The 22,124-nt window shown below is 45.1% G+C and carries 16 protein-coding genes; 8 read left to right on the top strand and 8 right to left on the bottom strand.

The window, feature by feature from the left end; all coding sequences use genetic code 11:
• Positions 1–22: 22 nt before the first annotated feature.
• Positions 23–1,336, bottom strand: coding sequence for a S1C family serine protease (locus tag JMY03_RS07455; RefSeq protein ID WP_201602590.1), 1,314 nt, complete (start codon positions 1,334–1,336; stop codon positions 23–25).
• Positions 1,337–1,811: 475 nt separating this feature from the next.
• Between JMY03_RS07455 and JMY03_RS07450 the strand changes: the two genes are divergently transcribed.
• Both JMY03_RS07450 and JMY03_RS07445 read left to right on the top strand, forming a co-directional pair.
• The gene (locus JMY03_RS07450; RefSeq protein WP_201602588.1) at positions 1,812–2,735 is read left to right on the top strand and encodes a Nif3-like dinuclear metal center hexameric protein; all 924 of its coding nucleotides are present in this window, start codon (positions 1,812–1,814) and stop codon (positions 2,733–2,735) included.
• 768 nt (positions 2,736–3,503) lie between these two features.
• Positions 3,504–4,703 (top strand): MltF family protein, encoded by a 1,200-nt coding sequence (locus JMY03_RS07445; protein WP_201602578.1) that lies wholly within the window; start codon positions 3,504–3,506, stop codon positions 4,701–4,703.
• Positions 4,704–4,851: 148 nt separating this feature from the next.
• Here JMY03_RS07445 and JMY03_RS07440 read toward each other — a convergent pair whose 3' ends face one another.
• The 3 genes from JMY03_RS07440 to JMY03_RS07430 form a co-directional block, all read right to left on the bottom strand.
• Positions 4,852–7,827, bottom strand: coding sequence for a LysM peptidoglycan-binding domain-containing protein (locus tag JMY03_RS07440; protein ID WP_201602575.1), 2,976 nt, complete (start codon positions 7,825–7,827; stop codon positions 4,852–4,854).
• Positions 7,828–8,234: 407 nt separating this feature from the next.
• Positions 8,235–8,774 carry a nuclear transport factor 2 family protein gene (locus JMY03_RS07435; protein WP_227675545.1) on the bottom strand — a complete coding sequence of 180 codons (540 nt, stop codon included), beginning with the start codon at positions 8,772–8,774 and terminating at the stop codon, positions 8,235–8,237.
• A gap of 183 nt (positions 8,775–8,957) precedes the next feature.
• Positions 8,958–10,145: a CNNM domain-containing protein gene (locus tag JMY03_RS07430; RefSeq protein ID WP_390880084.1), complete on the bottom strand. Its 1,188-nt coding sequence runs from the start codon at positions 10,143–10,145 to the stop codon at positions 8,958–8,960.
• Positions 10,146–10,735: 590 nt separating this feature from the next.
• Between JMY03_RS07430 and yajC the strand changes: the two genes are divergently transcribed.
• From yajC to JMY03_RS07400, 6 genes are all read left to right on the top strand, one after another.
• Positions 10,736–11,074, top strand: a complete 339-nt coding sequence (gene yajC, locus JMY03_RS07425) for a preprotein translocase subunit YajC (RefSeq protein WP_025644181.1) — start codon at positions 10,736–10,738, stop codon at positions 11,072–11,074.
• A gap of 201 nt (positions 11,075–11,275) precedes the next feature.
• The gene (secD, locus tag JMY03_RS07420) at positions 11,276–13,153 is read left to right on the top strand and encodes a protein translocase subunit SecD (RefSeq protein ID WP_201556679.1); all 1,878 of its coding nucleotides are present in this window, start codon (positions 11,276–11,278) and stop codon (positions 13,151–13,153) included.
• A 9-nt stretch (positions 13,154–13,162) separates the two neighbouring features.
• Positions 13,163–14,434: a protein translocase subunit SecF gene (gene secF / locus JMY03_RS07415; RefSeq protein WP_201602572.1), complete on the top strand. Its 1,272-nt coding sequence runs from the start codon at positions 13,163–13,165 to the stop codon at positions 14,432–14,434.
• A 159-nt stretch (positions 14,435–14,593) separates the two neighbouring features.
• The gene (locus JMY03_RS07410; protein ID WP_201602569.1) at positions 14,594–16,030 is read left to right on the top strand and encodes an MATE family efflux transporter; all 1,437 of its coding nucleotides are present in this window, start codon (positions 14,594–14,596) and stop codon (positions 16,028–16,030) included.
• A 181-nt stretch (positions 16,031–16,211) separates the two neighbouring features.
• Positions 16,212–16,856: an AzlC family ABC transporter permease gene (locus JMY03_RS07405; protein WP_084212601.1), complete on the top strand. Its 645-nt coding sequence runs from the start codon at positions 16,212–16,214 to the stop codon at positions 16,854–16,856.
• On the top strand, positions 16,849–17,208 hold the full coding sequence (locus JMY03_RS07400) for an AzlD domain-containing protein (RefSeq protein ID WP_025644174.1): 360 nt from the start codon (positions 16,849–16,851) through the stop codon (positions 17,206–17,208). The genes JMY03_RS07405 and JMY03_RS07400 overlap by 8 nt, the downstream gene beginning before the upstream one ends.
• 155 nt (positions 17,209–17,363) lie before the next feature.
• On the opposite strand, the gene purF is transcribed toward JMY03_RS07400, so the two are convergent.
• The 4 genes from purF to JMY03_RS07380 form a co-directional block, all read right to left on the bottom strand.
• Complete coding sequence (gene purF / locus JMY03_RS07395) at positions 17,364–18,899, bottom strand: amidophosphoribosyltransferase (RefSeq protein WP_201602567.1); 1,536 nt, start codon at positions 18,897–18,899, stop codon at positions 17,364–17,366.
• A 370-nt stretch (positions 18,900–19,269) separates the two neighbouring features.
• On the bottom strand, positions 19,270–19,767 hold the full coding sequence (locus tag JMY03_RS07390; protein ID WP_201602565.1) for a CvpA family protein: 498 nt from the start codon (positions 19,765–19,767) through the stop codon (positions 19,270–19,272).
• 98 nt (positions 19,768–19,865) lie between these two features.
• Positions 19,866–20,924, bottom strand: a complete 1,059-nt coding sequence (locus tag JMY03_RS07385; RefSeq protein ID WP_025644168.1) for a quinone-dependent dihydroorotate dehydrogenase — start codon at positions 20,922–20,924, stop codon at positions 19,866–19,868.
• A 512-nt stretch (positions 20,925–21,436) separates the two neighbouring features.
• Positions 21,437–21,982, bottom strand: coding sequence for a DUF4870 family protein (locus tag JMY03_RS07380; RefSeq protein WP_227675544.1), 546 nt, complete (start codon positions 21,980–21,982; stop codon positions 21,437–21,439).
• Between the last annotated feature and the right edge of the window lie 142 nt (positions 21,983–22,124).

The raw sequence follows: 22,124 nt of genomic DNA, 5'->3' as shown, positions 1-22,124 counted from the left end.
AGCGCTGAAGTAACGCAAGCTATTATTGAGGTGCGCCATTGTTTTCAAATAGCTTCATCAGCTCCTCACGCATACGGTCACGCTCCTCCTCACTCATCATCGGTCGCTCTTGTGACTCGCCGTGATAGCTCTGTTCAGGGCCACCCTCCATAATAACGGGACGTTGTACGACTTCTTGTGACGGGCGCTCAGCTAAGGTTACAGGAACTTCAGCGTGCTTACCATTGCGTAGTATTTGAGTATTGAGCACCGTGTTGGGCGGTTTGCGTGCGACATACTGAATCAGCGTATTGGCATCGGTCATCTCAACGCCATCAATAGTCAAAATAATATCGCCGGTCTTTAGGCCACTAATCGCGGCAGGACCTTGCGGAACCACATTAAGCACTTCGACACCAGTTGAGGTCTCAAGCTGAGTCGGATCACGCAATTGCGACTGAATCTCAATGCCAAGCCAGCCACGGCTGACGCGGCCATCTTTGATCAGCGCGTTCATCACTTGCTCAACAAGCGCGGTTGGAATAGCAAAGCCGATACCCATTGAGCCGCCTGAGCGCGAGAAAATCACAGTATTAATACCGACCAACTCACCGCTAGCATCGACTAGCGCACCGCCTGAGTTACCTGGGTTGATAGCGGCGTCGGTTTGGATAAAGTCCTCAAACTTATTGACACCAAGGCCCGTACGACCTGTGGCTGAGATAATACCTTGCGTCACCGTTTGACCCACGCCAAAGGGGTTACCTATCGCTAGCGCAAGATCGCCAACGCGAATAGGCTCTTCACGAAACCCTAATGGCGTAAGCCCAGTCATATCGACGCGAATCACTGCTAAATCACTATCTGGATCGGTACCGATGACCTTAGCTCGGCTTTTACGCCCATCGCTAAAGGCAACGGTGATTTCATCGGCTTTTTCGACCACGTGCGCATTAGTCACGATATACCCATCTTCAGAGACAATAACGCCTGAGCCTAAGTTAGTAGATCCTGGGCCTTGCTGCTGGTCACCATGGTTCTCAAAGAATCGGCGCAGTACTGGATCATCGATGTAAGGATGCTCTGCCATCGCCTGCGTCGTATAAATATTCACCACTGACTGGGAGGCGCGCGCTACTGCATTATGATAAGAAGAGATCGGCTCTGGCGTATCAGCAACTGGCGCTGAGGCCTCTTGCTCAGCTGGCGGAGTCCTTGGCGGCTCCCATGTCGCCTCTGATGGCGTCTTCATACTCATAAATAGCCAAACAAACGCTGCAATTACTACTATTAATAAAACCCAAGGCAACCACTGCCATAGCGATGCCTTGTTATTGGCGTTTGGGGAAGACGACATAGAGAACCTCTGTAAATGTTATGCTAATGAATAAAGCGCTAGTAAATATTATAGTTTAGATAGGGCTGCAATAAAATTTTTTAAAGGCAAGAGCTTAACGAAATTAAGCTATAGAACCTATCTACTGACATAGCTGCGCTCACCAATTATAACTGGGCTTATTATACAGTACTGCGGCATCGTGTAGCCTTTCAGTTATTATGCTCAAAGGTAGTTTTATGAGACCTTAAACTAACTATGAGTACTCAATATACTCACTACATTCACTATCACACTATTAGCTCAGTTATCAGCTCAGTTAGCTGCTCCAACTAAGCGTAATAAATTGGCTTAATAGCAATATGATAAACTAAGCCTCATTTAAGTGCCTCATTTCAGCTACAACATAAAACCTCTGTCCTACTTATATAAAGAAGACAAACCACTAAAAATTTAAGCAATAAAGTAAGCTATAAAAAAGTAATAAGGAGAACCCATGAACCAAAAGAACCAAAAGCATAATTTAGAATCGACTAGCCCGGCTACTAACAACGGTAGTCCTAGTGCAGCGCCATCGATAAGCGCACAGGCCTTAGCCAAATTTTGTGATGATTATCTTGACGCCAATGCATTTAGAGACTACTGCCCTAATGGTCTACAAGTCGACGGCGGACGGCCTATTCAGCGTATTATCACTGGCGTGACCGCTTGTGAAGCGCTAATAGATGCAGCCATTGATGCTGACGCTGACGCCATTATGGTCCATCATGGTTATTTTTGGAAAGGTGAGCCTGAGCCTATCACCGGAATGAAAGGCAAGCGTATCCGCAAGCTTATGCAGCATGGTATCTCTTTAATCGCTTATCATCTACCCCTTGACGCGCATCCAATCGTAGGCAATAACGCTAAGCTTGCCGAAAGTTTAGGACTCACCATCACTGGTGCTCTCTACCCTAATGAGACGCATCCCGTTGGCAATATAGCCATTGGCAAGCCGCAAAGTGCAGCAAATCTGATAGAGACGATTACTCAAACTCTAGAGCGTAAACCTCTGCATATTGCAAGTGACTTTTCGCTTTCTGGCAGCGATACTGATCAGTCACTTGTCTCTAGTAAAGAAAACCAGCAGATAGACACTACCTCTGCAGTAACAACTGCGTCCAAGCATATTGAGCGGATCGCCATATGTACCGGGGGCGCGCAAGATATGATTGAGCAAGCCGCGCTTATGGATTGCGACGCTTATATTTCAGGAGAGATATCTGAGCGTACCACGCACAGTGCTCGTGAATTGGGTATTGACTACTTCGCTTGTGGTCACCATGCGACTGAACGCGGCGGTATACAAGCGCTAGGAGAATTGGTCGCTGAACAGTTTAATTTGCCGGTTACTTTTGTCGATATTGTCAACCCTGCATGACCGTTAAGTTTTATTACTGCTTTGTTAACGTAACTTGAATAATTGCTATATATTCCTCATAAAGTATAATTGTAAGAGAATGTTTTGTCATGAGACTTTCCATTAATACAGCCTCCGGTTATGACGTTGGTTGAGTGCCGTTTTAGCTTTTGGTTATGATAATTTCTATAACGCTAAAGGTATTCATTTCGATGTTGCATAAGATATTAGCTCTTTAAAGACGCTCTACTTCGGTAGATTGTTGTCGTTAAAGGGCTAATATTAGCGCTGGATAAGAGCTTATAAGTGGCAGTCGCAGTATTGTTAGCGGCTCGTTGTTTATAGAAAGAAGTACTGATTAAAGGGTTATCTATTATTTTAGCTTTAATCAGATCTAAAGCTTCTGCTTTTATACAATAACTTTTTCATGACCTTACCTTAGTACCTTTAGTCTTGATACCTAAGTATTTAACATATCTAAGTATTTAGCGACTGGTGAAGAAACGATACCAAGTTACTCTCTTCATCCATTTTAGTGCGTTTTGAAGCTTAGGGATATCAAAGGCTATTGATAGTGCTGCTCTAACCAGCAGTTTCGACAATCTTATTCAGTCGACTATCTTGTATAGGTAGCAAACGACACTTTGTTTATCGAGCTACTATAATTGAACTAGTATCTTAGCGATGAGTATAAAAGTGTCAAAGATCGACATTTATATAAAGACAGATGTCTTTGCGTATGAATGTCAGTCTAAGGGTAAGTAGGATGGCTACAATTAGGAGACATCCATGCAGCGTATTACTTATCGTGTAAAAGTATCCGCGCAAGGAGCTAGACGTCGTATTTCATACTTATTACGTCCAGCCAATCGCACACTTAGCACCAAAAGTAAGATCGTTCCATCGGCTAAAGTAACTCGTTTTGCCAAATCCAAAAAAATTGCCCAAGTATCTAGTATCGCATTATTATCTTTGCCTGCTAGAAGTCTTACCACTATGGAGGTACCAGTACCGGCCTATGATCAGGTCATGCTAGATAAGACTCTAACCATAGCCGCTGTGCCTGGTGATAGCACTTATTTTGCTACTGACGGTTTTCAGCATGGTTTTGGTTATGATTTAGTGCGTAGCTATGCTGATGAGCTTGGCGTTACTATCGACCTAAAAGCTTATGCAACAGAAGAGACGGCACTTGCGGCACTAAAAAACGGTGAGGCTGATATGGCCTTGACTACGGCTAGTACTCAGCTTACCAATCAGCTCAATCTTGCCTCAGTGAATCTAAGCTGTGGTTATGATACTAGTTTGACTAATAACGGTCTAAACCCGAAAGTGAGCTGGACGTTTAAGGACTCCAGTGATCTGCTGTCACAAACGGCTAGTAGCTATCTGTGTGATAATATCAAAATCAATAATACCCAGAAATTAGCGGCTTTTTATAATCAAAAACTGCTAAAAGATGCTTATAGTCAAAATCACTTTCAGCAGACGCTGACAGAGAAGCTACCCGATTATCAGACGCAGTTCGAGCAGCAAGCTCAGAACTATAATCACGATTGGGAGCTGCTGGTTGCAATGGGCTATCAAGAATCGCATCTCGATGCTAACGCCGTCTCGCCTACTGGGGTACGCGGCATCATGATGCTGACCAATAGCACGGCAAAAGCGATGGGCGTCTCTGATCGCGTTGATCCGTATCAAAGCATCGGCGGCGGTGCTCGCTACTTGGAGCAAGTAAAAGCAGACTTTGCTGATGTGCCAAAGCCGGATCGGATTTGGTTCGCACTTGCCGGCTATAATATGGGGCCTAATGCAGTCAAACGTATTCAGCGTAAACTGCGTGAGCAAGGCATCGATGATAAGAGCTGGGCGAACGTATATGCTTATTTATCAGACAATAGAGCTTCGAATAGCCGCTACGGTCAAGCTATGCATTACGTCAGTAATATCAGAAGCTATCTTGAAACCATCAAGACCTATAGCGTGTAATAACTAGGATGTTTAGCTTATAAAGCATCTGATTTAAAATGTATTTAGTAATAAAAAGCTGCTCTTAGTATTAAGAGCAGCTTTTTTATTCTATGCGCATTAGCTCAGTGAGCCATCAATCCGCTTAACGGACTCACTGAAATTATGCTTAGCGATTAGGCACGGTTAAGCGCTGACCGCGTTGTAACATCGTATCAGGGGCGATATCATTCATATCAGCCAGCTCTTTTGTCGAGACGCCGTATTTGCGCGCTAAGCCAATCAAACTATCTCCAGAAGCCACTTGGTAGCTAACCGTCATTTTTGGCACTTTAAGCGTCTGACCGCGCTGTAGCTGCGCTTTAGTCGATAGATTGTTTGTGGCTGCTAGATCGGATACAGATACTCCGAAGCGGCGAGCTAACGCAATTAGGCCATCGCCTGACTGTACTTTATAATTCTCAGTGTTGTCTAGCTTTTTACCTGTACTAGCAGTACTCGTCGATGCAGCGCTGCTCGTGCTAGTTGCGCTCGTAGCAGTAGAGCGATTACCCGCAGCTGGAATCGTCAAACTGCGTCCTAAGATAAGGTTCGAGTTAGTGCTTAGATTATTGGCTGCGGCCAAGTCACTAACGCCGATTTTGTAGCGGTTGGCTACCCCAATTAACGTATCACCAGAGCGGATCTTATAGCTGATGGGTTTGTCATTGAGCTTATTGTCCACTTGTGAAGCTGAGACAGGTACCTTAATGGTTTGACCGCGTTGTAGGCGAGCTCTTTCATCAAAGCTACTGTTAACCGCTGCTACTTGCGCCGCGCTCACACCCAAACTATTGGCAATACCTATGAGCGTCTCACCAGATTTTACTTTGTAATTACTGGTTACAGCCGAGCTACTGGAACGACTAGCTGAGCTATTTGATGAAGATGTCGTATTGGCATCTGCTGGTATCTTTAACGTCTGACCGACGTACAGCGAATCTGTACTACCGATACCATTGAGATCGGCTAAAGCTTGGGTTGAGATACCAAACTGTTTGGCAAGGGCGATGAGACCGTCACCTGATTGGACTTTGTAGTTCTTAGTAGCGGTAGTTGACTGTGCACGTTTACGCGAAGGAGCAGCAGGAGTCACCGCAGGCGCAGTAACTTTACCTGGCACTAACCACAGCTTTTGACCGCGCAGCAAATCAGCACGGCTACTGAGATTATTATAAGTCGCTAGCTGAGTGACTGATAAGCCAAAACGATTTGCTGTACCTATCAATGTATCGCCGCTTTGTACCACATAGCTTTCGGGTTGAGCTGGCGTATTGCTACTCTTTAAAGGCTCGATAAGTTTAGCATTATACAAGTACAGAGTACTGCCAGAGAGTAAGTTAGCCTTAGGATCTATCTGGTTCCACTCGGCGATTTCACGCCAGCTCACCCCTGCTCGGCTAGCGATATTAGACAAAGTGTCGCCACGTTTTACGGTATAGGTGCTGCGTTTGCCTTGTGGTTTTGCCTTGCTATTAGCGCTGGTTGCAAAACTAAGCTTTTTCTCTCTACCGCTAGCCTCCAACACAGATTGCTGTGTCTGTACAGCGGACAGTTTAATATTACCATCGACCGCGCTGATCACCTCTCGCTGATCTGGAGTCTGTGATTGAATCTGTCTAGCAATAAAGTCGCGCTCTTCTTGGCTCAGTGGCGGCTCTTGTACGATAGTATTGTTACCTGTGATCTGCGCAGAAGTCGTCGGTAAGCTGTTGCTGCTTTTTAGCTCCGCATTGATTTTTTGCGTTTCACTACTAGTAATAGGCGGCTCAGTTCTAGCATTGTTATTACTGCTATACACTGAGCTACTAGACGGCGTAGCAGCTGGAGAGATATAACTGGTCGTTTGTTGCGGCACACTAGCACTAGCCGCATATTCAGCTAGGCCGCTTCCCGTTGAAGGTAGGGAGCCGCTGCTATAGGGCTTGTTATTATAAGATGTTGATCCTGAGGTACTTGGCGTAGCAGGTGTGCTAGAGGCGATGACATTACTACTGCCATTACCTCGCAGTGCACTGAGTTTGGCGTCGATGTTGACATCGACATCGTTCGGGATAATGACTCGCTGTGGGCCTGAGGCGTCAATACGGCCAGAAGTGAGAGCGGTGTTTAATCTTTCAAGCTCGTCGTAGCTGACGCCTGTAAGCTGTGAGACTTCAGCCAGACTGACGCCGTAGTTTGCAGGAACACTACGAAAATGCTGACGGTTGGCGATAGCTGGTAGATAAACCCCAAACTGTGAGGGGTTAGCGACGATCTCAGCAACTGCCAAAAAGCGCGGCACGTAGTTCATCGTCTCAGTAGGTAGTCTCAGCGACCAATAGTCTGTTGGTAATCCTCGCGCCGCATTCGCATCAATGGCTTTTTGTACCCGTCCAGGACCGGCGTTATAAGCTGCTAAAGCCAGCTCCCAACTGCCAAATTGGTTATGCAGCGCTGTCAAGAAGTCATAAGCGGCGCGCGTCGACTCGATAACATCGCGGCGACCGTCATAAGTACTGCTTTGATTGAGACCGTAGATGCGTCCCGTGCTTGGGATAAACTGCCACAAGCCTGCAGCCGCCGCACTACTCGTACCACTAGGATCATACGAGCTTTCGATAACGGGCAATAATGCCAACTCGGTCGGAATATTGCGGCGCTCCGCTTCGCGCACAGTATGATATAAATAGCGACTGGCTCGCGCGGTCAAACGGTTTAAGTAATCTTGTCTACTCGTAAACCAGCCTTTTTGCCCCTCGATACGTTGATTGTAGATAGGGCGACCAGCGTTCATCCGATAACCGGCACGCAGGCGGTTCCATAAATCACCGTACTGCTGAATGGCAAGTTTATTACCCTCAACCATAGCCATGTCACTGGCTTCTAATAAATCCGCGAGCTCATCTAAGCTCTCTTCATCTAAATAAGCCGTTGAATAGTCATCGCTAGCAGGAGTTTGCGGGGTCGCAGTTGGGCGCTTAGTGACCACAGGCGTACGAGTATTTTTAACCCCAGTGTTTTTTACCGCTGACGTATTACTACAAGCACTGACAAGTAGAGCAGATACGGCAAGGGTCAAAGGCAAAGCGATAGGTAAACGAGAGTTTGACGGCACGATAGACATGATAATGGCGGCTTCCTAGCAACAAAAATAGATAAAAATAACAATGGATAAAAATAGCTGACTGAAAGTAAATTCTCAAGGCTTATATTTTACATAACAGTAAGCGTTTATTAGAGCATAGCATTACCCTCTTGATTCAGCATAGCTTAGATAGCTTTTGGTAAAGATAACTTGTCGCTATTACAGTGTAAGACGCAGCATAAGATAAACATTATAACTATCGCAAGCTTGAACGAATAACTCAATTAATCATATTAACTCATTGATTATTATTCATGGCTTATCATACAACGATAATGATTTGTGACTTATAATTTATGATCTTTGACCTATAAGTTACGGCGCATAAGTTACTAGTCAAACCATAGCCTATCAATACAATCTATTAATGAGCTATTAATTACCTACTAATTAATAGTCACTTGTGATACCGCTCTTAATAGTATGGCGTTACCCGTTGATAAGGTTAAGGTTACTCTTGAATTAGTCACGAATGAGACATTATTGCCATCTTTAACCCAGCTCTCTGTGGTGTTGACATTAGCTTTAGCTTGGTTTCCAGTAATGACGATATTATCGATATTAATGTCGTAGCGGTAGTTTGAGGTCTGATTCCAACTGTTTTGTAACAGTCTTAGATACGCATCTTTATCTAGGCTGGTCGTTTTACCTTTTCTGGATAAAGAGATAAGCGCATCGTCAGACACCAAACGCGACACTTGGCTAATGTTTTTATTATTCGCCGCCGTCTTCATGGAGCTGGCATAGTTTTGTACTAAGCCCTCGCTCATCGTCGCGGCCTGTGCGTTAACAGCGACTACACTTACGCCGGTAGCTAATGCTGTGAGACTAGCGCCTCTGATTATCAACGCTAGTAACCCTGTATTCCCCAAACGTGTATTCCCCAAACGTGTATTCCCCAAACGTGTATTCCCCAAACGTTTCATCTTCTTCCTTAGCGGTTATCTTGAAAGTTTTAGCCTATCAGTAATTTCTCACAGTCATGTAACTCCCTGTGTGATAATTGCATATCTAATCGGCTAGGCTTATCTTATTGATTGATCTAAAAAAAGTCCTTGTTAGTGCTAGAGTCGAACTCCTAATATCATTAACACAGTATCGATAACACGCTAAGACTTAGATTTGTCAGTATTATGACTCTCATCTACTCTAGCGTCATTGTCATGCTCATCGTCACTAAGTTTCATCCCCAAGCGCTCAACACGGCGATCCATCATCTGCCTAGCCAGTGCTTGCATATCTTCAACTCGGTCAATCTCATCGACAATCTCAAGGCCCAATAAGGTCTCAAACACATCTTCTAAGGTCACAAGTCCTTTGACTTCGCCATACTCGCCAACAGTAATGGCAATATGAATACGATTTTTTAGCATCAGCTCTAACAAGTCAAACAATTTCATCTTGGAGAAAACAAAAGTGATCTCTCGCTGAAACTGCGTCAAAGGCTTATGGGTCGCGTGATTTACTTTTGCTAATAAGATATCTGTTTTTAGCACAAACCCAGTAATATTATCCAAATCATCATCATAGATAGGTAGGCGCGAAAAAGTCAGCTTAGGGCGATCCGCTAATAGCTCAGTGACGGTTTTGTTTTGTTCAAAAGCGAGCATTACTGAGCGCGGCGTCATGATATCTTCGACTTTTATCGCCCCAAAGGCTAACAAATTACGAATAATACGCGACTCTAGCGGGTCAATTTGACCAGCCTCCTCACCTATACTAGCAAGAGCGGCAAACTCGCGGCGACTAAAGACATCGGTCTCTTTGCTTCTGACCAGCAGCTTAGTGATACGCTCAGATATCCATATCAGCGGATATAAAAGCATAATAATACCGCGAACGAAGTACGCTACTACACCGCTAAGCTGACGCCAATAAACGGTCCCTAAGGTTTTGGGGATAATCTCAGATATAAACAAAATAGCCAATGTCATAAACGCTGAGAACACACCAAACCAAGCACTACCAAAGACAATCGTGGCTTGCGCACCGGCACCAATAGAACCGACGGTATGCGCTACGGTATTTAAAGTCAAAATAGCCGCCAGCGACTGATCGATGTTATCGACCTTAAGACGTTTGAGCATGGCCGCTTTGTTGGGATTTCTCTCTTGTACATCAGCGATGTAAGAGGGTGTCATAGTCAGTAGCGCTGACTCTGCAAGCGAGCAGACAAACGAGACACCAATTGCTAAGAGTACAAACAGCACTAATAGTAGCACACTACTTGCTGTAGCTTGTGCTGCGACCTCTGTCGCTGCAGCTGAGCTCGCTGCTAGTACAGATGTCGGCAACAAAAGCAATGTCGCACTGAATATGGCAGTGCAAACCGATAAAATCCAGTGATAAGAGCTAGCGTTTTTTATAGGGGGAGGCTCCGCTGAAGCTTGTTTACGACAAGCACGTAAGCGATATAAACGAGAAGTAACCAAAGAGGTAAGCAGCAAGTCGGGTAACCTAAATAATGATTTAATAAAAGGTGGAGCGAAAAATAAAGCGCTGCTATAAAGCCAACACTTTTATAAGCATTCGATATTATCATTGATACTCAGGTTACACAATATTTTGTCTTCATACGATGAAACCACGGGCCATTCAGCCTTAAATTTTGCAGTCCTATGAGCCGTTTTATCGGTATACTAACGCTTATCTATTTTGAGCCCTTGATAGTTAGTCTCAATCTAGGACTAAAACCTAAGACTAAAACCAGTATTTAGAAGCACTTATCTGCCCTAATGCGTACCGTCATAGCTGCTACCATTAGCGCTATGCTTATTGTCAGGCTAAGAAAAATGCGCTTGTGCTATGATTAACAGTTACTAAGTGTTAGATTTTTTGTTACTATGCGTCTAATTTTATTTTTGTACCTCACTTATCGAGAGAAATTATGAGCTTATTTATCCAGTCAGCCCATGCTGCTGAAGCAGCAGGCGATGCCGCCGGTGGCGCGTCACTATTTGGTCAGCTACTACTGCCAGTCGCTTTTTTTGCTATCTTTTACTTTTTGGTTATTCGTCCGCAGTCTAAGCGTACTAAAGAGCACCGCGCGATGGTAAGCTCGCTTACCGTTGGCAGCGAAGTTATTTTTGCTGGTGGCCTCATGGGCCGCATCAAGCAAATCGAAGGCGATTATGCTGTTGTGAGCTTAAACAACAATACAGATGTCAAAGTGCAACGCGCATCGGTAATCTCAGTACTCCCTGCAGGCACTATTGAGAGCGTTTAAGTCTTACCTTAGTGCTGCTTGACGATGAGTTAGATTGTAGTCAGCTATAGGTTATAGTACTTATTTATAGTCATATATTTATAGTCACATATATTGTAATGACCGTTCACTAATTGCGGTCATTTTTGGCTATTAGCTACCCTATTATCTATTCACTCATGGTCTGCATCACCAGTCTTTTATCAATATAAAGAAGTCATTATGCAATATCCCGCATGGAAATACCTAGTTATCATTGTCGTGCTTATCGTGGCAGGTCTTTACGCGGCTCCAAACCTTTATCCTGATGAGCCTGCGGTGCAGATTACGAGTGCTGCAGCAGGTACTCAGCTGTCTGAGAGCGTATTAACGGAGTCTGAGCGTCTGCTTAGTGAAGCCAATATCGACTTTCACGATGGTAGCTTTGAGGACAACAGTGCCTTGGTACGCTTAGATACTCCAGATGAGCAGCTAAAAGCTCAGGAAGTCTTGCGCCAAAACTTAGGCGATGATTATGTCGTCGCGCTCAACTTAGCGCAAACCACGCCGCAGTGGTTACGCGATATCGGCGCTAAGCCTATGAAGCTCGGTTTGGATCTTCGCGGCGGGGTGCGTTTTGTACTAGAAGTGGATATGGATAAGGCGCTAGAGCAGCGTCTTAGCAGCGCTAGCCGTGACGTGCGCCGAGAGCTGCGCGCTGAACGCGTAGCGGTGACCGGTACTAAAACTGAAGGTCAAAGCATCATTCTGCACTTCTCTGACACTGACGCCCGTGGACGCGCACAAAACATCCTACAAGCGTCAATGGGTAATGACTTTACGGTGCAATCAACCATTGATGACCAAGGCCCTGCGCTAGTCATGTCCTATAACGATGCCATGGTCGATGAGATTAACAGTTACGCGGTCAATCAAAACTTGACGACTTTGCGTAACCGGATTGCTGAGCTTGGGGTCGCAGAAGCATTAGTACAGTCGCAAGGCGCTAGCCGTATCGTGGTGGAGCTACCGGGCGTACAAGATACTGCCGAGGCCAAACGGGTACTTGGACGTACTGCCAACCTTGAGTTTCGCATGGTAGCAAAAGATGCCGAAAACTACACCGGCGGTATTCCTCCTGCTGGCACTGAGGCCTTCCCTTTTCAATCACTAGATGGCCCGCCGGTTCTGTTAGAGCGTCAAGCTATCGTTACCGGTGACAAAGTCACTAACGCGCAGACAGGCGTTGATGAGAGCGGTACACCTGAGGTGAATATTACCTTAGATAGCGCTGGCGGTAGACTCATGCAAAACGCCACGCGCACCTCAGTTGGTGAGCAAATGGCGGTGCTGTTTATCGAAAACAAACAACGCATCACTTATGAAGAAGATCCAATAACGGGTGAGACGACTGAAGTTCGGACGCCTTACGCGGAGACTAAAGTCATCAACCGTGCCAATATCCAAGCGGTACTTGGCTCCTCGTTCCGTATCACGGGCTTAGATAGTAGCGCTGAGGCGGCCGAGCTTGCTTTGCTACTACGCTCAGGGGCGCTAGCGGCGCCGATGTACTTTGTCGAAGAGCGCACTATTGGCCCTTCACTTGGGCAAGAAAATATCGATAAAGGTTTATTTTCGACCCAAGTCGGTTACTTACTCGTGTTCATCTTTATGATAATTTTCTATCGCTTGTTTGGCGTCATTGCTAACGTTGCGTTAGCTGTCAACGTCATCATTATCATCTCAATCATGTCGATATTAGGCTCATCTCTTACCTTGCCTGGTATCGCTGGTATCGTCTTGACCATCGGTATGGCGGTCGATGCTAACGTGCTGATATTCGAGCGCATACGTGAAGAGATAGCCAACGGTGTGCGGCCAAAAACCGCCATTGTGGCCGGCTTCGATCGTGCGTTTAGTAGTATCTTCGATGCTAACATTACCACGCTGCTAGTGGCTTTTATCTTATTCGCTATCGGTACCGGTCCGATCAAAGGCTTTGCTATTACTTTAGCGATTGGTATTGTCAGCTCACTGTTCACCGCTATTTTGGTGACGCGAGCGCTAGTACAAATCGCTTATGGTAAGCGCAAATCTATCAAACGTTTGAGCATCGGTTAGGAGACTACTATGGCGATCGATCAGAATAACCCGAACAATAAAGACAACCTGCCGACCTCGAACAGCTCAGGCAATCAGTCAGGTAACAGCGGATCGAATACTAACTCGCAAGGCAATAAGCGTCGCCGCCGTAATAAGCCGCGCCGTGATGGTAAAGGTAGCAATACTCAAACCAATAACTTAAATAAAACGACTAAAGGGTCTAAAGGAGCTCAGCGTGACAATGCTAAAGGCTCACAAGCCCTAGCAACCGCTAATGCTGTAGATCCTAGTCACTTTGAGGGCGACGCCGCTGATGACGCAGCAGCAGCAGCTGAAGGCGGTATAAAAGCCATTGGCGATCAGCGTATTATCCCCTTTATGAAATTAGAGAAGCCTATGGGCCTACTCTCTATCTTTATGGTTATCGCAAGTATCATTGCTATCGCCGTTAATGGTTTAAACCTAGGTCTTGATTTCACCGGCGGCGTCTCAGCGGATGTCAGCTACGAGCAATCGGTTGAGCAAGTGGCTGTGGTTGAGGCCTTAGCTGATAACGGTTTTGATGACGCTGTCGTGCAGTACTTAGGCACTAATAAAGAGCTGCTAGTACGCCTACCGCCGCAATCTGACAATATCGATGGGCTCAATACTAGCTTGGATACCGCATTAGACTTGCCTAATAATCCAGCTAGTATTAGCAACGTCAATATTATAGGTAGCCAAGTGGGTAACGAGGTCTATCTGAACTCGGTGATGGCCTTAGCTCTTGCCTTAGTCTGTATGCTAGGTTACGTCGCGCTACGCTTCCAGTTTAAGCTCTCATTAGGGGCGGTATTATCATTATTTCATGATGCGATTGTGACAATTGGGGTATTTGCACTCTTTGGCTTCCCATTTGATTTGACGGTTTTGGCGGCGGTACTGGCGCTGATTGGTTACTCGCTGAATGATACTATCGTTGTCTATGACCGTATCCGTGAGAATTTCCGCCGGGTTCGCGGTATCACGCCGCGCCAAACGATTGACTTGTCATTGACTGAAACCTTACGCCGTACGATCATGACTATCTCAACGGTGCTCTTAGTCGTGCTGGCTATGATGTTCTTAGGCGGTGATGGCTTATACTGGTTCTCAGTGGCGTTATTTATCGGTTTGCTTGCTGGTACTTATTCTTCTACTTATATTGCAAGCTCTATTCCGCTAGCGATGGGTCTATCACGCGATGACTTTGTGGTAAAAGTAAAACCTGAGTTTGAAGAAGAGATCGTTAGCTTTAATGACCCAAAAATGTTTGAATAGTTTATTGTAAATAAGTGAATTGGCGAATAGTTATTCATAGCTATTCGCTAAAAAGTTATTATAAAAGCACCTGACTCATTATCGATGAGTGTTGGGTGCTTTTATTTTTGTATTATGTATTACAGCGTTTAGCCTTTATCTCAGTAACAGCGATATTTTATGGCCACAACCTCAACAGCAGCGCCCCAACCTATCGATACCCGCTATCGGCGTATCATCTCTATCGCCGTGCCTGTTATGTTGGCAAACCTAGCGATGCCGCTACAAAGCCTGATTGATACTGCTGTCGTTGGTAATATGAGTGCGGCGGCCAATCTTGCGGGCATGGGACTTGCAATCCAGCTTTTATCGCTATTATTAGTCAGTTTTAACTTTTTGCAGTACGCCTCCTCTGGATTATCGGCTCAGGCTCTGGGTCAGCTCAGTGCCAGTGCCAGTGCGGCAGCTGAGGATACAACTGATAATGGCTCAAGTAACCGCTCAGGCTCAGAGCAAATGGCCTCGGCCCTACTCTCTATTTTGCAGCGCGCTTTAGTACTCGCCTTTATCATCGGGGCGCTATTACTCTTAGCAAAACCTTGGCTGATCGAATACGGTTTGCAAGCATTGTCGGCGAATCCTGCTAGTGGCGTCGCTGCCCAAACTTACTTAGACGTGCGCTTCTGGGGCGTTATCGCTGAGCTGATGAATTTTGCTTTTATTGGCTGGTTCGCAGGGCAAGGTAAGACGCGTTACATGCTCTATCAGCAAGGTTTTATTGCGCTATTAAACATTATACTGACGTTGTTTTTTGTGTATGGTATGGGGCTGGGATTAGTCGGTGTTGCTTTAGGGACTACTATCGCCTTTTGGTCAGGAGTGGGGCTAGCACTTTGGCTAAGTCGCCAGCATTTACAACTGTCGTGGTCAGCTCTATTTAGTACTGACGCTGAGTATTTTACGCGCTCAAAGATGCTTAGGCTATTTTCTTTAAATAAAGATATTTTTATTCGCACCCTTATTCTGACTTTGAGCTTTGCTTGGGTCACAAGATTGTCAGCACAAAGTGGCGACTTAGTTTTGGCCGCTAACGCTATTCTTCTGCAAGTTCTCAGTATTTCAGCCTTTGCTTTAGATGGCGTAGCGGTGTCAGCAGAGACACTTGCAGGACAGGCCGCAGGGCGACGAGACTGGCGACGCTTTGCTATTATTGTCAAGCGTACTGGGGTTGTCAGCTACGCTTTGGCACTGCTCTTAAGTCTGCTTTGGTTCCTAGCAATGCCGACATACTTGCAGACAATGACCAATATCGAACCGGTGCTCACCCTTACCCGCCAATATCAGAATTATGCGATACTACTGCCGCTGATAGGCGTAGGCGCGTACTGGCTCGATGGTATATTTTTCGGTCTCACTGCCGGTAGTGTCATTCGAAATGCGGCCCTGCTATTAGCCGTGGTCTTCTTTCCTATCAGCTGGCTACTTTATGAGCGCTACGATATGACAGGGATTTGGCTCAGCGTTTGGTGCCTATTAGCCCTAAGACTAGTGATTCTTGGCGCGTTTTTATATCGTGCTTACCTGACAGGCAATTACGACAAGCTACAACCTCAATAAAACTAGAATAAATTTAAATAAAACGTGACTACAAGCGCTAAATCCTAAAAATAAAAGCTGGATGTCACATATAACAACATCGAAAATCTCAGGACCTCACGTGACCATTTCTTATTCCAAACAACAAACACAGGCCTCCTATCGGTGGGCTGATGGCTTCAAAAAAAGCTTAGCTGTGGCAATGGGCTATTTGCCTGCTGGTATTGCCTTTGGCGTTCTTGCTCAAGTCGCTGGCATTCCTATTTGGGCAACTTTGATGCTGAGTTTATTTCTCTATGCAGGCGCAGCGCAGTATGCGTGCTTGCCCATGCTAAGCGCCGGTCTGCCTGTGGGTAGTATCGCAACCAATATTGCTGCGATTAACTTGCGTCATGTCTTTTATGCTATGCCATTATTGCAATCTATGCCCACCCAAAAGCTGGCTAAGACCTATTGCTTATTTGCGCTAACCGATGAGACCTTTTCGGTAATGACTAGCCTGCCTGCTGAGGAGCGACAAGCGTTAATACTGCCTATCAGTCTATTTAATCAAAGCTGGTGGGTGGCGGCGTCTCTGATTGGGGTGATGATAGGTAGCGCTCTCAACGACTTAGTGCCGCATTTAGATTTCGCCTTAGTCTGTTTGTTTGCCATATTAGCTTATGAGCAGTTTCAAAATGTGAAGCGGCTATTTCCTATCGCTATCGCTGTCATTGGTCTGATACTGGCTTCCTTGTTCACTAGTGACTGGCTATTATTAGTCGCTATTAGCTTTTGTATGCTGCTGATTTTAGCGCGCGGATTTTGGCTGCAGTACTCTGTTACAGGAGACCACTCTGATGACTAGTCAATATCTAATTATAGCTACTCTCGCTATGGCAGCGGTGACTTTTGTCACTAGAGCTATCCCTGCCTTAATTCCCAAAAAAATACTAGACACGCCTTGGCTCCACAGGCTTAATGAAAGCTTACCTTTATCAGTGATGGTGCTGCTTATTTTGACTAGCTTGGCTTATCAAGACTTATCGCTGAGCCATAGTTTAGCCAGTCCTGAGGTGCATCTATTGTTAGCTCAGATTGGTGCATTAGCACTGGTATTTTTAGTTTATCATTTTAGCAAGCAGCTACTAGTGAGTATGATCGTCGGTATAGCGACTTTAAATGGTCTGCTTTGGGTATTTGCTCAGCTCTTAAGTTAAAACCTACTGAAAGCGCACAATCAAACACCGAACACCGAACACTGAACACTGAACACTGAACAATTAAATATCGGCATAAAAAAAGAGCGTCTCTACTTAACATAGAGAAGCTCTTTTTAATTCGATAACTAACAATGATGATATCAAGATAAGAATTATATCTCTTCAATACCCATCATATCGACTGGCGTATCAGCAACAATTTGTACGCCTTTCTTGCCAGTCTTAGCCGTATCATTACGCTGAGCCTGCAGATGATCAAGATAAGCTTCATTGATTTGTCCAGTGATATAGCAGCCATTAAATACCGCACAATCAAAGCCTTCCACTTTACTATGCTTAGTGTCTTTTACCGCATCAATCAAGTCATCTAAATCTTGGAATATCAGACGATCCGCGCCGATAATCTTACGCACTTCTTCAACACTGTGTCCCGAAGCGATCAGCTCGCTACGTACTGGCATATCGATACCATAGACATTAGGGTACTTGACTGGCGGCGCTGCACTAGCAAAGAAGACTTTACGCGCGCCCGCATCACGCGCCATTTGGATAATCTCATGACAAGTAGTGCCGCGTACAATAGAGTCATCCACTAGCAAGACGTTTTTGCCTTTAAACTCTAGCGGCACGGCACTGAGCTTTTGCCGTACTGATTTTTTGCGTTGCTGCTGGCCTGGCATAATAAAGGTGCGTCCGATATAACGGTTCTTCATAAAGCCTTCGCGATATTTGATATTCATCTTCAGCGCCAGCTCCATCGCTGAGGTGCGCGACGTATCGGGAATAGGAATGACCACATCGATATCATGATCATCGCCCCACTCGGCCAAGATTTTATCGCCTAGTTTTTCGCCCATACGCAGACGCGACTTATAGACTGAGATATTATCCATAATCGAATCTGGACGCGCAAAATAGACGTACTCAAAGATACAAGGCGTATACTCTTGCTGCTCAACGCACTGATGAGTGTGCAAGTTATGGTCTAAATCGATAAATATCGCCTCGCCGGGTTTGACATCACGAATAATCGTAAACCCTGAGCCTGTTAGCGCCACTGATTCTGAGGCCACCATATATTCTGTACCGCCATTAGCCGCCAAGCGCTCACCGAAGACCAGTGGACGGATGCCATTAGGATCACGAAAAGCTAATAAACCGTGACCGGTAATCAAAGCCACTACGCCATACGCACCTTCACAGCGATGATAGACCGCTTTTACCGCTTCAAAAATATCATCAGCGTTAGGATTCGTCTTGCCTAAGTTCTGCATTTCATGGGCGAGCACGTTAAGTAACACCTCAGAATCTGAATCGGTATTGAGATGACGACGATCCTCGATATATAGCTCTTTGGCTAAGGTTTCCGCATTGGTCAAGTTACCGTTATGCGCCAAGGTAATACCATAAGGCGAGTTGACATAGAACGGCTGCGCCTCAGCACTGCTAGAGGTGCCAGCAGTCGGATAGCGCACATGACCGATACCAAACTTACCGACTAGCTTGATCATATGGCGGTTCATAAACACATCGCGCACCATACCGTTTTCTTTTCGCAGGTACAGACGCCCATCTTGCAAGGTAACAATACCGGCTGCATCCTGACCGCGATGCTGAAGCATAGTCAAGCCATCATAAAGAATTTGGTTAACGGGCTCATGAGCTGCAACCCCAACGACTCCACACATAGTTATGTCCTATTTTAGAGCAAAGATTAGTAACGAGAAGGTATAGCGTTTATTCATACTAGCGGTTTGGCACTAATGAATTCTGATAGCAATGAATTCGTATTAGCTAGAAATTTAGAAACTTGAAAAGTCAGAAACTTGAAAATTTAGAAACAATGCAACTGATATACAATATCGATGCGTCTATATTTAAAGAGCGAATACTACGGTAATAACATCACTCTGATAGCATAATCCTGATGACGCAGTTCTATAAGAAAACTTTTTTTATTTTATAACACTACTATGCCAAAGCCTAGATAGCTTACATGCTCTAACCTTATAGAAAAACCAATAAGAGTAAATAAATATCATCGTCGGCTCAGAGCTATTATGATTGGTTAATCTGTCCCCAAGCCATACCTAGCATATCGGTAGCTAGCTCTTTACCCATTGGTGCATAAGGCATCAGCTCAGGGGCAAGCACTGAGGTCTGCCACTGCGGCAGCTGTACCAATAAAGGCGCGCTAATACTAAGTACTACCAACACCATTAAGGTGTTTTTGGCTGCTCCCAATACACCGCCTGCCACCTTATCGAGTACGCTAAGATTTAGCGTTTTGAGTGCGCTTGAGAAAATAAACGCTAGCAAGTGCATGATGGCTAAAATAACAATCACGACTATCAAAAAAGCTAATGCCGTCTGCAGTACCGGATTGGCAACTAAGCTTGATAACTGCGGGGCAATCGACGTAGCTAAACGAGTGGCGACAATTAGAGCGACAAACCAGCCCATAAGTCCCACCGCCGTTTTTATCAACCCTGCCTGAAAGCCGCGCCATAAACCAATGAGCACCACGATAGCAATGATAATATCTAAACCACTCATCTCTACGGCCTCATTCGTTTAAGGAAAGGGTGAAAAGTATTATCATACTCAGCTATCATTGGCTCTATCAGTCAAATAGGCAAATAAACGGTTATACATCACTCTTTCGTAGTATTGTCACTGGTATCGTAAATGGCATCGTAATAACCGCCGATAGCTTGAATACAAGACTGTACTAGCCCAGGCCCGCGATAGATAAGGCCAGTATAAAGCTGCACTAAATCCGCGCCAGCTTTGATCTTCTTGACGGCTTTATCGCCGCTATCGATACCACCCACGCCAATCAGTGCTACTTTGCCTTCTAACTGATCTGAGAATTGCTGTAAGATTTGGGTACTCGTATGGCTCACCGGACGACCGGATAAACCGCCCGCTTGATCCCCGTCGCGTAAGTCCTCTACCCCGACTCGGCTCAAAGTGGTATTAGTGGCAATCAAACCATCAATGTCAAAATCTATCAGCTGCTGCGAGATATAATCGACCTGCAGCGGCTCTAAGTCAGGAGCGACTTTTAATACTAAAGGCACGTAAAAACCATATTCAGTGGCCAGCTGACTGTGACGGTTCTTGATAGTATCTAGTAGCTGAGTCAAGGCTTCACCGCTTTGCAAATCGCGCAGATTAGCAGTATTCGGAGAGGATATGTTGACCGTAATATAAGAAGCATGCGGATAGACGCGCTCTAAACAATACACGTAGTCATCAGCGGCTTGCTCAACAGGCGTGCTCGCATTCTTACCGATATTGATACCGATATTACCCTTATACTTGCAGCGTTTGACATTATCTATAAGGTAATCAACCCCTTGGTTATTAAACCCCATACGGTTAATAATAGCATCGGCCTGTCTGAGTCGAAATAAACGCGGTTTGTCATTACCGACTTGTGGCCGCGGCGTCACCGTACCAACTTCAATAAAACCAAAACCTAATTCGGCTAGCGCGTCGATATAATCTGCGTTTTTATCGAGGCCGGCCGCTAGTCCTACCGGATTGGCAAATTGCAGACCCATGCAAGTGGTGGGCTGCATCGGCTGACCATATACCAACCCTAAAGTGCGGGCTTTGTGTGCTTTGTCCAATAAAGACAGCGTCATATCATGAGCGCGCTCAGGATCCATCTTAAATAAAAACGGACGAAGTAAGGCGTAGGACATAGTGACAACAAACCCTGATTAAGTGGTGAATAGAAAAGGCAAAACGCTGCCATAAAGCGCTGCGATTATATCAGCTTGCTATAGGCTTAGCCAAAATAACCGCAAATATTATGCTATAAATATTAGGGCGTGTTAAACATTCACAAATGCGCACTGCTGATCGCTACTAGTTTATCAAAGCTGTGTTCTAGTCGTCGTTAAAATTGCAGATAATGCTTATTGCATTGGCTAGCTGATTTTAATTAAACAGTCGCAACGACTAGGGCGATTTTAGCATCAGCCCTCACGACAACAATAGGGACAGGACTATTTTTTGCCGCTTTATTGATAAAAATAGACGCTTAGAACGACTAAACTTACCATTTTTATCTGCAAATCGCCTAAAAAATAGTCTCTGTCAGTGCCATGGTCGAATGTTCAACACGCCCTAGCAATTAACGACTTTATAACTAAATAGACTGAGCGTTGTTCAACATTATTTATCAGACATTAATTTTCAAACAAAACCGCCATCAAGGCACAGGCCGCTTATCGCTCAAAGCAATCCAGCCACGGGCAATTCTATATACATGCCAAATAACCGTAAACAAGATAATTAAGATACCTAATCCGGTAAATAGCCCTGAGCCAATAGCAAGATTATTGCTTTCAGCTAGCACACTGATACCTAAGCCGCCAACGGCTACTAGCGTTATGATAAGACCGATCACAAACCAGATGATACTATACCAAAAAGTCTTGATTTGCCAATCAAAATGCGTGGCCAACCAAGTACCATCAGCATCGTGACGCTTAGCATAATTCATAGCGATAGGCACAATCCACAACAGCCCTGCCGTCAAATAGCTAATGACATAAAGCAGATAGGTAAGATGGTTATAAGTGATCAGTGAGCGCTGCTGTTTATCACTAAGCGCAGTATCTTGTCTTGAGCGTGTAAGCTCATGGGTCTGTTGGGCATGAATGCTATTTTCAAAGCGAGACTCTGATTTGTCTAAGGTTGACCGAGATACAAAATCATCAGAGTTATCAGAATTAGGGTTAGAAGGTGAGCTCATAATAAGTATCCCTATCACACTTGACGGTAATGATGGCAAATTGCAGCGCCTAGCCATAAGATCGAGCTATCGATTTGATGATAACACTCAAATACTCAGTAGCGCTCATTTATCTAATATTGCGGTTATAAAGACGATTTTC

The organism is Psychrobacter submarinus (genome assembly GCF_904846685.1).
In the GTDB taxonomy this organism is placed as follows: Bacteria; Pseudomonadota; Gammaproteobacteria; order Pseudomonadales; family Moraxellaceae; genus Psychrobacter; species Psychrobacter submarinus.
Note: the sequence above shows the minus strand (reverse complement) of the source record. Positions and strands in the feature narration are given on the sequence as shown.

Excerpts from the sequence above, each read along its gene's own strand:
- JMY03_RS07455 (WP_201602590.1), bottom strand. The coding sequence starts at position 1,336 with ATGTCGTCTTCCCCAAACGCCAATAACAAGGCATCGCTATGGCAGTGG.
- JMY03_RS07450 (WP_201602588.1), top strand. The coding sequence starts at position 1,812 with ATGAACCAAAAGAACCAAAAGCATAATTTAGAATCGACTAGCCCGGCT.
- JMY03_RS07445 (WP_201602578.1), top strand. The coding sequence starts at position 3,504 with ATGCAGCGTATTACTTATCGTGTAAAAGTATCCGCGCAAGGAGCTAGA.
- JMY03_RS07440 (WP_201602575.1), bottom strand. The coding sequence starts at position 7,827 with ATGTCTATCGTGCCGTCAAACTCTCGTTTACCTATCGCTTTGCCTTTG.
- JMY03_RS07435 (WP_227675545.1), bottom strand. The coding sequence starts at position 8,774 with ATGAAACGTTTGGGGAATACACGTTTGGGGAATACACGTTTGGGGAAT.
- yajC (WP_025644181.1), top strand. The coding sequence starts at position 10,736 with ATGAGCTTATTTATCCAGTCAGCCCATGCTGCTGAAGCAGCAGGCGAT.
- secD (WP_201556679.1), top strand. The coding sequence starts at position 11,276 with ATGCAATATCCCGCATGGAAATACCTAGTTATCATTGTCGTGCTTATC.
- secF (WP_201602572.1), top strand. The coding sequence starts at position 13,163 with ATGGCGATCGATCAGAATAACCCGAACAATAAAGACAACCTGCCGACC.
- JMY03_RS07410 (WP_201602569.1), top strand. The coding sequence starts at position 14,594 with ATGGCCACAACCTCAACAGCAGCGCCCCAACCTATCGATACCCGCTAT.
- JMY03_RS07405 (WP_084212601.1), top strand. The coding sequence starts at position 16,212 with ATGGGCTATTTGCCTGCTGGTATTGCCTTTGGCGTTCTTGCTCAAGTC.
- JMY03_RS07400 (WP_025644174.1), top strand. The coding sequence starts at position 16,849 with ATGACTAGTCAATATCTAATTATAGCTACTCTCGCTATGGCAGCGGTG.
- purF (WP_201602567.1), bottom strand. The coding sequence starts at position 18,899 with ATGTGTGGAGTCGTTGGGGTTGCAGCTCATGAGCCCGTTAACCAAATT.
- JMY03_RS07390 (WP_201602565.1), bottom strand. The coding sequence starts at position 19,767 with ATGAGTGGTTTAGATATTATCATTGCTATCGTGGTGCTCATTGGTTTA.
- JMY03_RS07385 (WP_025644168.1), bottom strand. The coding sequence starts at position 20,924 with ATGTCCTACGCCTTACTTCGTCCGTTTTTATTTAAGATGGATCCTGAG.
- JMY03_RS07380 (WP_227675544.1), bottom strand. The coding sequence starts at position 21,982 with ATGAGCTCACCTTCTAACCCTAATTCTGATAACTCTGATGATTTTGTA.